This is a genomic window from Haloarcula sp. H-hyl6 (assembly GCF_056934455.1).
On sequence record NZ_JBRIIK010000004.1, the window covers coordinates 1 to 13,053 of the forward strand.

At 50.2% G+C, this 13,053-nt stretch carries 9 protein-coding genes and 2 pseudogenes; 4 read left to right on the forward strand and 7 right to left on the reverse strand.

Going from position 1 to position 13,053, the window contains the following annotated elements:
• On the reverse strand, positions 1-307 hold a 307-nt coding region (locus Hhyl6_RS20720), incomplete at its 3' end, for a transposase (RefSeq protein WP_483741458.1).
• 463 nt (positions 308-770) lie between these two features.
• Here Hhyl6_RS20720 and Hhyl6_RS20725 point away from each other — a divergent pair.
• Complete coding sequence (locus tag Hhyl6_RS20725) at positions 771-2,063, forward strand: hypothetical protein (protein WP_483741161.1); 1,293 nt, start codon at positions 771-773, stop codon at positions 2,061-2,063.
• 71 nt (positions 2,064-2,134) lie between these two features.
• Here the strand turns inward: Hhyl6_RS20725 and Hhyl6_RS20730 are convergent, their stop codons facing one another.
• Positions 2,135-3,652 carry a flippase gene (locus tag Hhyl6_RS20730; protein ID WP_483741162.1) on the reverse strand — a complete coding sequence of 506 codons (1,518 nt, stop codon included), beginning with the start codon at positions 3,650-3,652 and terminating at the stop codon, positions 2,135-2,137.
• A 3-nt stretch (positions 3,653-3,655) separates the two neighbouring features.
• Positions 3,656-4,963 carry a sulfatase-like hydrolase/transferase gene (locus tag Hhyl6_RS20735; RefSeq protein ID WP_483741163.1) on the reverse strand — a complete coding sequence of 436 codons (1,308 nt, stop codon included), beginning with the start codon at positions 4,961-4,963 and terminating at the stop codon, positions 3,656-3,658.
• Between the two features lie 90 nt (positions 4,964-5,053).
• Here Hhyl6_RS20735 and Hhyl6_RS20740 point away from each other — a divergent pair, with 90 nt between their 5' ends.
• Positions 5,054-5,758, forward strand: a complete 705-nt coding sequence (locus Hhyl6_RS20740; RefSeq protein ID WP_483741164.1) for a glycosyltransferase family 2 protein — start codon at positions 5,054-5,056, stop codon at positions 5,756-5,758.
• A 572-nt stretch (positions 5,759-6,330) separates the two neighbouring features.
• Here Hhyl6_RS20740 and Hhyl6_RS20745 read toward each other — a convergent pair.
• Both Hhyl6_RS20745 and Hhyl6_RS20750 read right to left on the reverse strand, forming a co-directional pair.
• Positions 6,331-7,407: a glycosyltransferase family 4 protein gene (locus Hhyl6_RS20745; RefSeq protein WP_483741165.1), complete on the reverse strand. Its 1,077-nt coding sequence runs from the start codon at positions 7,405-7,407 to the stop codon at positions 6,331-6,333.
• Positions 7,408-7,449: 42 nt separating this feature from the next.
• Positions 7,450-8,577 carry a glycosyltransferase family 4 protein gene (locus Hhyl6_RS20750; protein ID WP_483741166.1) on the reverse strand — a complete coding sequence of 376 codons (1,128 nt, stop codon included), beginning with the start codon at positions 8,575-8,577 and terminating at the stop codon, positions 7,450-7,452.
• A gap of 480 nt (positions 8,578-9,057) precedes the next feature.
• On the opposite strand from Hhyl6_RS20750, the pseudogene Hhyl6_RS20755 reads away from it, so the two are divergent.
• Both Hhyl6_RS20755 and Hhyl6_RS20760 read left to right on the forward strand, forming a co-directional pair.
• Positions 9,058-9,123: pseudogene (locus Hhyl6_RS20755) on the forward strand (hypothetical protein); the annotation flags it as partial.
• 218 nt (positions 9,124-9,341) lie between these two features.
• Positions 9,342-9,737 (forward strand): annotated as a pseudogene (locus tag Hhyl6_RS20760) (NDP-sugar synthase); the annotation flags it as partial.
• 179 nt (positions 9,738-9,916) lie between these two features.
• Here the strand turns inward: Hhyl6_RS20760 and glmU are convergent.
• Entirely contained in the window at positions 9,917-11,107 is a 1,191-nt protein-coding gene (gene glmU, locus Hhyl6_RS20765) for a bifunctional sugar-1-phosphate nucleotidylyltransferase/acetyltransferase (protein WP_483741167.1), read from the reverse strand.
• Between the two features lie 548 nt (positions 11,108-11,655).
• Entirely contained in the window at positions 11,656-12,027 is a 372-nt protein-coding gene (locus tag Hhyl6_RS20770) for an NUDIX hydrolase (RefSeq protein ID WP_483741168.1), read from the reverse strand.
• Between the last annotated feature and the right edge of the window lie 1,026 nt (positions 12,028-13,053).

The window sequence follows — 13,053 nt, forward strand, 5'->3', positions numbered from 1 at the left end:
CCGACTTGTACGAAACCTCTATCTCTACGTCTAACTGCCTGACACTCGTGTTGAAACGGATATACGTGTAGACGGCGAAAAACCACTTTCTGAGCGCGACAGCTGAGTGTTCAAACACGGTGCCTGTTTGATCGTTGAACGTGCGGTCGCAATTCTTACACAGGTACCGCTGAAACACCCGATAGCTGCCGTACCGAATCACAGATTCGGAACGGCAGCGCGGGCAATAGACGCCGTCACGCCAGCGAATCTGTGCCAGCAGATTCGCGGCCCGACGCTCCGAGACGAACGTCTTGAGTGGAATTATGCTTCGTCGGGTGGCGCGTTCGCGCCACCCTTGCCCGCTACGACTGAGGCTTGACCAACAATCTGTTACCTAAGAGCGTAAAAGTAAGCTAATGTTCTTAGTACTTTTTCTGTATCCCACTAATCACTTCAAACTCGGTACAGTAATACTATTTAAAACGAAATACAACCAGACAATATATATCGAAGCAACCATTGACTGATAGTTAGTGCTCTCGCGTCGGCAACAGTTAAAGCTCGGTCTAAGTATACTCTTCTTTTCAATCGCCATCGTATACTTCACTCTCTCTCATTACACGCCGACAAACTACTTCCGAGACGTGTTTTTTTACGCCGATTCCTACGTAGCACATCGAATTATTGAGACAGGGTTTATTCCGACAGTTCCGGGTCATGAAAACTTTAAATATTGGGGAAAGATTGAGACTCGAATTAATCTACCTATACTCCCCCTTTTCCTCGTAATGATAACGCAGGTCACTACGGTTGAGATCCCACTCATTTACACGCTGATGCCTGCATTCCTTGTTTCAGCCAGTGGATTCTATGTCCTCTCCTCTCGTATAGGTATCCAAGTTCTTCCTCCGATCATACTCTCCATTGCCGGTGGCATAGCGGCTTCCGCCACAGTCTTATATACTGTTTCGCCAGCTGGACTAGGCCGTGGTCTCGTTTTCCTCACAGTCGGTTTATTGGCTATTCACTTACGGAGAGACAAGTACAATCGTTCATATACTGATTTGGCTCTGTTTGGCGGACTCATAGCTTCTATCATGCTTTGTACCTTCTTCTGGTATCCGCCTCATTTCATAAAGATCGCCGGAATAATCGTTATTACAGGATTTTTGGTACTTGCTCTCAACTATCGATTTACTCTCTCTCTCTCGCTTACTGTAATTACTATTCTTATCGGATTATTAGTTATTGAAATTCCACTCACATCATATTTATATTATTTCAAGATGGCGATTGTTAATGCGACAGAATTGAATTTCGGACTTCCCACTGGCGCAAATCAAGTGTCATATCCAACCGCTTATACTCCTCACTACTACTCATTGCTTCCACTCTTGATACTTGCTCCGACAGCGTTAGCTGGCGGGCTTATCGCCATCCGGGAAGTATTCTTTCGAGAGAGTCGCTCAGTAACGATAGTCGCAGTCTGCTGGGGTAGCGCTGTTTTGGGTATGAGCGTCCTATATCTCGCAACGTCCAGTTCGTTCCTTGTCGGGCGAACATACCTTCTTGCCTTTCCGGTGATGATAGTTGGAGCAGCTATCGCGCTTGAGCGCACCTCTGTGCAGACGCAAACGCTCATCTCTGGAACGTTACTAGTGCTCGTATTCTTCGCCTTCGTACTCCAAGCTGGTCTACCAGCTATTCAGATTCAATCATATGAGCCAGGCGTTGCTGAGGGGTCTCGTTGGGTAGGTTCCCATACTAATCAAGATGTAGTCACAGATCTGAAACACGGAGCTCCAATGGCTGCTGCTGGCGACTTTAATGTAGTGCCCCCCCAGAACTACACCCGCGTCCGAACGGTATTATACACAGAGAACTACACTCATTTCAGTCAATATACCGATAGTCCGGTCATTCTCTCAGAGGGGATGGCAGAGTATGGTATATACGTCCTAAAGTCTAACCATAAACCGATCTCTCGATCCGCCTACGAAGTACGGATAAACCGATCGAACGTACCGTATACAAACGGTAAAGTGAGACTCGTGATTCCAAGAAATACAACATCTACTTAGCACTCAGAAGATTCTAATGCGTAGGTGGAATTGGGTGCGATTGCTGTCGCACTCGAGTTATCTTCATCAAATTACGGTTCGCTGATCCAGTGCCTCACATATGGTATTCTGAGCGATAGCTTTTCTTCTAGAAACGATATGACGAGTTCGTCCTCTGGTTGGAGTCCACCTACGACTGCAACAATAGCCAGCGATACTATTCCAATGAGCGGAATGAAGAGAAGAGCAGCTATTCCAGATATAGTAACTGCTTGCTCTAACAACCCTAACAATGGTAAGACAATACAGGATAATGAAAGTATTGTTCTCACTGAGTACGATGAGAACGGTGTAATTCCGAATTTCTGTAGCAAAATAATGTATATAAAGAGGTTAAGCAGAATAAACGAAGCCGCTGACGAGACAGCGGCCCCAACATAACCATACTTAGGGATTAGATACAGATTCAAGAGGAGATTAGCGACAAATCCAAGCACGTTTGCGTACATAACGTACTTCGTATACCCAAAGGCAGAAACCGTCTCACGATTCCGACCAACGGCGGCGCTACTGAAGAATCCTATTGAGAGAATTGACAAAGCAATGCCCGCTTGTGCGAAGCGTGTACCCCAGAAGAGCCCAAGGATTTCCTCGGAAAAAAACACGAATACAACAAATGCTGGAAAGGTAATAATATAGATCCATTTAGTAGTTAATCGATATACCTCCGAAACTTCATCGCGGCTATTTTCTGCATCTAAACGGGAGGCGATCGGGAGATACATAAATCCGAATGAAGTGAGTACTAACTGGAGACCGGCAGCAATTGGGTATGCTGCACTGTACAGTCCCGCCTCCATTGAAGAGCGAAAATATCCAATCATGATTGTATCCGTTCTGGTCAATAGAATTGACATAACCATCGATATTATGAGAGGTGCGGAGAAAAGTGTGAGCTCCTTTATATGCCAGCTAACGGATCCAGTTAACGAGAAGAGACGGGTTAGGAGATAGAGCGCAACTATGGTAGCAGATAATACTCCTATCAGGTAAGCAACTGCTGGTGCGACAATTTCTAATCCCAGTACAAAAAGTCCACTGAGCAAGCTAATCCGAAGAATTGGGTAAAGTAAATCCTGTGCATACGTGCGGTATATGGTATTCTCCTCGCCTCGTATTCCGCTAATAGTTATTTTAAAAAATGTAAGAAAGGGTATTGTTAGAATGAATATTTGTAATGTCGTCGTATAGGAGTCATTGTTGAGGAGGAGAATGGAAAGTCTCTCAGAGAACAGCAACAACCCGCCGGTGATGAGAAACGTGGCTACCGCGGCGACCATAATACCACTAACCCACACACCGCGCCGCTCTGCGCTAATATCGAAACGAGACATGTATCGAGGGATACCTTGCGTTAACCCAAACCCAGACGCAGTGGCTGCAAGTGTCATCACCGCGATACAGATGCTGATCACACCGTACTGCGACGGCCCTAAGACGCGTCCCAAGATTATCCTCTCTACTAGACCGGAAACAGAACTCAAGACAGTTCCAATGATTATGAGTGTTGCACTTGACAAGAGGGTCGCGACATCATCAGCGTCGGGCATTTATTATGCGTAGCCTAGATCTTCCAACTGGTCTCGAACTTCATCTGAAACGGGGTCTGAGTCTGCCCCGGAGGTTATCTCCTGTCTGTCAATGCTTTCCAATAAGAGCTCTAATTGCCTCTCAGCCTCAGTGGTTGTGAGTCCCTTATCAACGACCAACCCTCTATCGTGGCTCTGGAAGACATAGTCGGCCGACTCCGAGACGAAGCCATCTAGACTCTTGTCATATTTTTCATATACTTCATCTACTCCTTTCCGTTTAAACTGGTCTTGATGCCAGTGAAGGAATCCGTGATATTCGAAGAGACGTGTCTTTGATTTCGGCTTATCCAGCAGATTCTGACCTCGAGAATCAGCCTCAATTTCTGCAATATCACAGATCGTCTTGTGAACGTCAAGATGGTTAACAACGGTCTTATCCGTTCTATCCTCAACCCCCTCCCCACTGATTACCAGTGGAACATGGACGAGTTCAGGATAGAGTCCATAGCTGTGGTTCCACATCCCATTCTCACCCAACATTTCTCCATGGTCACTGGTTGTGATGATATAATCGAATTCCGCCTGTAGTTCGTCGTACAAAGTTTGGTACTGGTCAGAGAGGTACCGTACAGTATCGTCATACACCTGACGGAGCTCGTCTGGATTATTGACTGTTCCTGCAAAGGCGTCTCCGGAGACGACATCCAACGGTGTCTCTAAATCAGTGTATTCTTCCGGAGGATCATAGGGAGTGTGGGTGTCCATGATGTTCAGAAAAAGGAACTCATCCGAACCTACGTCCATCTCTCTTACTCGTTCAAGGATTGACGTGCTACTACTCTTGGTGGAACGGTTCCGAATCCCTTTCCACATCGACCGTAGCGTTGGACTATCGGACGTGATAGAATACTTGAGTGCACGAAGATACTTGAGGACGGTCGAGTCATGATTTTTAGCGTAGAACTCAGCCCAGTCCACTAAATCTTCATCAGCGGGGTCAAGATTACTTGGACCGATGGCTGTGTCGTATCCTCGCTGCCAGCCATCCCACATATATATCTGCGGGTTTGCCGTGAGTAATCGAGTCGTATAGTTTTTTGACTGAAAATGCTCCGCAAGGACGGGTAAGTCGCAGTTTAGATCCATACTCTTTCCATGAACGCCGATCTCACTAGGGTAATATCCTGTATAGAGGGATGCATGAGTGGGAAGCGTCCAATGGGATGTTGAATATGCATCCGTGAATCGCCTCCCATCCAACCACTCAAAGTGCTTCTTGAACGAGTCGTATCGGAGTGTATCTAGAACGACAACTGCGATATTAGTCATATATCCGTTTTCTCCGAGGAGGTAACGTCAATCTATCGATTGATTAGTGGTCCTTAAGTAATATTAGAGGTGACTGCTAATGCTTTCATAATGACAGAGACACCGCAACCATCTTCGCAGTCAATCACTTTCTACCGCCGAGCTCCGGACCCAGATATTTCAGTTGTCATTCCGACTGTTCCAACTAGTGAACATGAAACTACGATACAACATCTTCTTGCACAGGATTTCAGCGGTGAATTTGAGATTGTAATCATTAACGACGATACAGTAGATGCTTGCAAAGCACGGAATGTGGGTATCAAAATGGCTAATGCAGATATCGTGGCGCTCACAGATGACGACTGTTTGCCGCGGAACGATTGGCTCTCAAACGCATACGAGCTAATGGCAGAATCAGAATACTGCTGTATTGAAGGAAGAGTAACTGGAGCAATAAACTACTCCGGCTATCGTGGATATCTAACGTCAAACCTTGTTATTGACCGCTCCGAGGCACTTGCCATCGGTGGTTTCCGTAGCAAGTACTTTCGATGGCGAGAGGATACCGAGTTTGGCTGGCGGATGGAGCGCGACGCTGACGGTAAGTGCGCGTTCTCGAAGGAGCTCTGCGTCGAACATCCGACACGAGCCCGGGCAACATTTATACAGGAAAACGAGATGAGGTTAAAAAAAGAATACCCTCAGCGGTACGAAGAGATACTCAATGATTCTCTAGTCAGTATTCTTTATCGAAAACTACATAAGTATGGGATAGTAGATAAAGTGAACCGGATACGATATGAAAATAAGTAATATAATGGTGACAGAAAATAGTGATGAATTGTAATAACCCATCAATAGTTATTATTTTATACTTGTAAATATCTGAGCAGATATTATAACCTATAAATGCATCTCGTAGTGACACTAGAGGACGAGAGCCGATCTTGTCCTTTTTCGGTTATTAATTTCTTCCTGTGTAAAGAACCTTAATAGCGACACAACGATTCGTTTTCGGGTCAAGACCGGGTTCGGCGAAAATACACCGATCGAATTCTGTTACCTTCCGCGGGATTCACCCGGTCGGAGTCCAACGGAACGTGCCGGAAACGGCTCAAGCTGATTTTTGCAATCGACTGTTCAACATGCTTAATGAACTTCAAGAGGCTGGACTCACTCTGCTTGTCAACATCAAGACTCCGGATTTCTTCATACTTATGTTCGTGAATATGTACGGCAGGTGATAGCCAGCTTTCATTCGGTGAGTCTTTTTCCCGTTTCTGCCAGGAAACCGGCAGAACTACCTTACAAAATCGAACAACTCGCCACAAATTGTACCCCGCCAATGAGAGTCTACACAACCTCGAAAAGATTTTATTTGAACACTAATTTGAGACTTCTTTGCATATATTGTGAAGCCTTTTGACCGATTTTTCCCAGGTGAACTGTTCTGATCTATCTCTTCCCTCCTTTATTAGTGTACTGCGTCTCTCTTCGTTCTCTATGATTTTTAACACGGATTTATAAATGGCGGTCACATCTGTAGGATCAGGAAGTTCAGCAGCATCATCAAGAATTTCTGGAAGAGCTCCAGTGTTTGATCCAACTACAGGAGTACCACAGGCCATAGCTTCGATTGGTGGAATCCCAAAGCCTTCATAAAGTGAAGGATATAAGAAGCAATCTGATTTTTCATAGACATATTTAAGATTGGGTTTATCCAGATATCCTAAGTGTATTATATCATTATTTTCTGAGATATCTAAATCCTTGAAAACTAGATTATTTTTTGGACCAGCCATCAGAAGCTTATGTTGATAGTTCGTATCTGACTTGAATTTTTTGAATGCTTTAATTAACCGTCGGATATTCTTCCGCGGATTCATTGCCCCGATAAACAATATGTACTGATCAGGTACTTCAATTGGTTCACTGCCCTCTTCTTTATGATAAAATTCATCTATACCATTATACACGACTCGGATTTTTGACTCTGGGATAGAAAGCACATCACAAATCTCTCTTTTGGAGAATTCAGAAACAGTAGTGATAAGATCGGCCGCTCTCGCTGCATGAGGAACGGTTGATTTTCTGTAAATTTGATGTAGATTGCTTGACATCCCCAGCTGGGCGTTAACGTCGTGAATACACATAACGACTGGAGTGTCTATGTTATGGAGAGGTCCGTTTCCGTTTGGAGCATAAAAGACGTCGAATGAGTGCTTGTTTAGAAGAACTGGTAATATTGTGCGTTCCCAAATTGTTCCATAGATTTGAGACTGAACTGGATAACCCGTTGAATTATAATTTATAGAATTAGAGACGAGGTTTACTTTTCGACTACCGAATACTGTCACATCGTTTCCTAACTGGTCTAGTCCTTCTGTTAGTTGAACACTAGTTTGTACCGCTCCGTCTGGTTCATCAATTGAGAATGTCCGTCCATTTATTCCAATATTCATGCTTCTGTTTCAGACTTGACTACTAAGATAGGACTCATATGTTTAACTCTTTTCTTCAAGAAGGCTCTGAAATATTGATTCAATCGAATCTGCTCGTTCTTTCCAAGTGTGGTTGGCAAGGACGTAGTCTCTAGCATGTTCTCCCATCATTTTACGTTTGGATTCATTTTCCCAGAGATCTATAATCGATTTTGAGAACTTTTCTATATCGGTTGGTGCTACTCGATATCCTGTAACACCGTCCTGAACAATTTGACGGAGGCCGCCTGTATCCGAAACTACTACCGGTAAACCACTGGACATTGCTTCTAGAGTTGTCAACGAAAGCCCTTCCGATTTCGAAGGTAAACAAAAAACATTACAATAATCATATATATTTGACACCTCATGGTGAGGGAGTGAACCGTGGAGAGTTACCTGATCGGAGAATTCTGAAAATCTTGATTGAAGTTCTTCTTTAAGTGGACCATCACCTACCACATGCAACTCCGTATTATTGTATCTGTCATTCACTTTTCGAAAAATGTCAGGGAACAGTAGAACTCCTTTGTTTTTAACCAATCTGCCGATATAAGCAATAGCAAGATTATCTGATTTTTCATCAACAGCTGGAGAAAACTGATTAGTGTCGACTCCGTGAGGGTATACGGATATAATCTCACTTTCAGCACCAAGTGAAATTGCTTTTTCGGCGGTTGCATCACTGTTGCAAATTATTCTAGAAGCCTGTTTGAGAGTCTGCTTACTCACCGTTGACTCGTATAATTTTGCTAAACGTCCACCAAGCCCGGTATAAGTATCAATGTTACTCGTATGAAGAGAAAACACTAATGGAGCATCAATAAACTGAGATGTTAATGCAGCGACTGTGCTTGTGAAGAAAAACCGGTTATGGACATGGATCAAATCAAAGTTAGTTCTACTAACGACAGATAAAAATTGCTTAGGGAATTGTAAAGAGATAGAGCTTTGGAGTCCAAGGTATTTTGTAATGTTTACCTGTGATGAGTTCTTCACCCTGATATTTTCGTGATTTGACTCGCCAACTCCAAGCGTAATTACCGTAATTTTGTGCCCACGCTCAGCAAGTTCATAATAGAGATTTGACGCAGCAACTTCAACCCCACCAATATGGGGAGGATAATAGTCAGTACAAGATAAAATCTTCATTGTGCTCTCTCATCAACGAATCTATATTCGAGGGTATTAATATCTATCACCTTTCGGCATACATTATCATATTTAAATATGTTTAAATTATTGTGTTGAGCGGTTCTATGCTACACTCCTCTTCAACGGTGTATGGTCGTAATATGATCATAGTATTTAATGTTTCTCCCGTGGATCAGCCACCAGTTCATATAGTTCACCCTGATTCAATTGCGTGATCCACCCCGCGTGCTTCAGATTTCGGAGCGCGTATTCGACTTGCCCCTTGTCCAACTCTGAGTGTTCACGAAGATATAGTGGATTAACGCGACCCCACGGCTCACCGGTATCCCGACCCTCTTTGAAGAGCTGCAGGACTGTTTCTTCGCGATCATTCGGATCGTAATTCTGGTTGACCATCCGGTGGCTACCGGTTCGATCGAACTCCCAGAACGCATTGCGAACCACAACCGCCAGCCATCCTTGTGGGGTCGATAGCAGATGCGCTACGAATGGCTCGACGAGCGCATCGACGAGATTATCGACCGCTACGAATCAGGGCAATCAATCCGTGAAATCGCGGAGGCATTCGATGTCTCTACAAAACCAATCTACAGCCGTCAGCAGAATCACGATGTCGCCATGCGGAATGGCGGGCCACGGTATAAGTGGATCGGGGAGCCGAACTTACCGAAGCGTACGAAGAAGGGTGTACTGTCCAGACACTCGCAGACCGGTATGCGACCTCGATCGCAACGATTCAGTTCCACCTCGAAACGGCCGGATATCTCGCCGACGGGAACAATCCCGATGAGCCGGGCTGGTTCATCCAGTGGCTCGTCGCAAACGAGCCCGTGCGTGCGTTCACGTTCGACGGCGCGTGGTACGATATCGGCACCCCCGAGAACTATCTTGAGGCGGTTGCCTGGGCTCTCGACGGGGACAATATCGTCGCCGACGACGCGACCGTCCGGAACACGACCCTCGGCGAGAACGTCCACGTCCTCTCTGGTGCGGAGGTGATTAACTCGAGTCTCGATCACACCGTCGTCTTCCCGAACGCGACGATCGTCGACGCCGACCTCCGAGGGTCAATTATCGACCGCGAGACGGAGATCAAGCACATGGATCTGGCCGGGGCGCTCATCGGGGCGCAGACGCAGCTGACGAACGGCGACTGAGCGCCAGCGGCGTGCCACAAGGCGTGTGTCGCACCCTCATCCCGGCGGGATATCCCCCATCGCATGGACCAGCGCTGGCTGTGCGCTGCTCGCCACCAGTTCGGAGCGTCGGCTGCGAACGCCACGACGCCACTCTAGTGGCTCGTCCACAGTCCCGACATAGCCACTGCGACCACCCATTACCGAGTGACGGTCGCCCCTTCGGCGACAGGCTCGGCAACCGTCACGCCAGCGCTGAGCGTCGCGTTCGGCCCGACCACCGACCCCGGTTCGAACCGCACGTCGCCGTGGGCGCGTACTCGATCGGCGATAACCGCGCCCAGTCGCTGGTCAGCGACCAGCGCTGACCCAATCTGCACGTCGCCAGGACCACCGGTGACGACCGTCCCGGCCCCGAGATGGACGTCCTGTCCGGTGACGGTCTCCAGGAGCGTCGATCCCGGGTCGGCACGTGTGTCGGCGTCCAGCACACTCTCGTGCACGACAGTATTGGCGCCGAGAGTGACGTTCGCCCCGAGCGCGACGTTGGGGCCAACGATTGCTTCGGGACCGATCGTACAGTCCGGACCGATGACGACCGGTCCCTGCAACATGGCCTCGGTGTGGACCTGCGCGGAGTCGGCGATCCAGACCTGGTCGCGCCGCAGGGGCTCGGCAATGCGCTCGCGGGCCAGCACCTCGCGTGCGACCGCCAGCAGGTCCCACGGGTACGTGGCGTCAACCCACAGCCCAGCCACGTCGACGGCGCGAACTGAGCGCCGTGCAAGGAGGCGTGTGACGGTATCGGTGAGCGCCAGCTCACCTGCCTGCCGCGGCGTTGCGTCGATGGCTGTGAAGATGTCCGCCGGGAAGGCGTAGACACCGCCGTTGATGAGGCGACCGGCATCGTCTTGAGGGTTCTCGACCAGGCTGGAGATACCGCCATCGCATACCTCGACGGCGCCGTAGTGCTGTGCGTCCTGCTGTTCGACGACGGCGAGCGCCGGATCGCCCGTCTCGGAGAACGTCTCGGCGACGGCCTCGACGGTCCCGGCGTCGATGAGTTGGTCGCCGTTCACCACCAGAGACGGCCCGTCGACGACCGAGCGAGCTTGGAGCAGCGCGTGCCCGGTCCCGAGTTGGGTGTGTTGTGTGACGTATGTGATTGGAACCCCGCGATACGTCGACCCGAAGTGGGTCTGGACCCGGGCACGCTTGTAGCCGACGACGGTGACCAGTCGGTCAATACCGGCCGCCACCAGTGCGTCGAAGACATGTGCCAGGATCGGCCGATTGCCGGCCGGGAGCATCGGCTTCGGCCGGTTTCGCGTCAGCGGCCGAAGTCTGGTGCCCTTCCCGGCCGCGAGAACCACGGCTGTGCCGATGTCCATACAGGGGCCTGTCAGGGCGGGACTGTTACTCTGTCGGACGGACCACGCCTGACAGCGGTGGGGCGTAACTAACCAACACCTCGCCGGAATATCGACCAGTGTTGGTTAGCTCTGCGGATGCCGGAGGCCCTGATACACGACTAGAGCTGTTCCAGTTGCAGTGGCCCAGCAATCGCAGGACGGGGGCTCACACCCCACCATCGATGTGAAAAAGCATTGGGGAGTGACGAACCGTCGGCCCGCACATAGCGACAGAAAACGACCGCTGGAGCAGGTCTCGAGGCACTCACCGTGCGTCGCTGTCCTCTCGACCCGGGTGACGTGGTGGCCAACAGGTGTACGCTGGAGCGGACTGCACCACGGGCCCACACCCGTTTCTCGGGCCCTACAGCGACACACCATACTCGCGAACGGCCACAGCAGTCGGCCTGCACGCGCTGTCGGGTGTCTGCTCAGCGCACCACTCGACCGCTCACCGACATGGGGCCAGGACCACGCAGCCGACGCCGATGGCGACGGCGTCCACCGCCGCCCTGTCGGGCACACGGTCAGCACCGAGAGTGAATCAGCTGCCTGACCTGTGGAAGCGTCCGTGCTGGCAACTCGTCAGGGGCGGCCCACCGTGTCGCCACCACGCCGTCGTCGTGATTGGGCGTCGGCGCTGCCACGACAGACGCGCGGAACACCTGATACACCGACAGTGCTCGCCGTGGTGGCCGGTGTGCATAGCACCACCGCCCGAGGGCCTGCCCAATAGCTATCGGACACCGGAGTTCTTCGCGCACCTCCCGCCGCAGGCCCGTCCGGGCGGACTCGCCCTGACACAGACCGCCACCGGGCAGTGTCCAGAACGGCTCGCCGGTCCGATGGCGCTCTTTGACCAGCAGGACAGCTGTTGCGGACTCGATCAGTGCTTTCACACCCTGTCGGATGTCGACCGATGCCGGACGTGTGGGGAGGGTCTCACCGTGTGCAGGTGCTGGGTGTTCAGACACGCTGAATTGTCACTTTACAAGTAGGATTAATAATACTTCTGGTGGGCACAATCGATCCAGCTGGCGGGCGATCCAGTGGCTACCGAAGCCCACCAACGGTCTAGCGGTCGTGGAGTGGTGGGTGATCGAAATGGCCAAAACTTATTTGTGTCAGCCTAAACATCCCAGATGGGTCTTGGTCCACAATCCGGTGAGACTCACACGCTCTCATCCCACCCCACCCATCCTTCCTTGCCGGGACCAAACCCTCCCCCCTCTCTTGTACCTTCTAGCGGTGAGTCTCGGTCGGACGTGTCGGTACGGGAGAGGGAGCACAGCACCAGCACTCCGATCCGTAGGAGGAATCCCAAAGGCGCCGGGGCAACCCGGCGCAGACGCGACAGGTGGTGGGAGCAGCGGACATGTCGGCACGGGCAGCTACAGGAGAGCCTGCAGCCAGTGTTATTGGACCACAGATCGGTTAAATCGTTGACGACGGCTACTCATAGTGCAGGCAGCAAGGAATGGGATGGCCGGGTCAGGAGCCATCCACAAAGACCATCTGTGAGCGATCGCTTGCTGAACCACCGGTGGGGGGCCGCCGTTGCAGGCCCGGTGGCAGGGCTGATCTGCCGTCGCGGGGTAGAGTACCTCCCGTGGACGAGCCTATGCCAGACACTGCGGGACGTCTTCTCCCGCAGTGGCATGTGGTGTGCTAATGGTATACAAATTTTGTGTTTCTGAGATAAAGCATCGATAGTGCCCATCGTGGCGGCTGATGGCCGGAACAACGCTTGAGGGAGTGACGGCCATCAGACCGCAAAGGTCCTCCCGTTCTCCCGTCGCACGCCTATCCGAGCGGATTCACGCCACACGCGTGACGAAGCGGCCGGTCGCAGTCGCTGGAGATGCGGATACAGCCATCTACCGTGTCTCCAGGAACAGCGGTACGACGTCGGGTGGGTACGATCG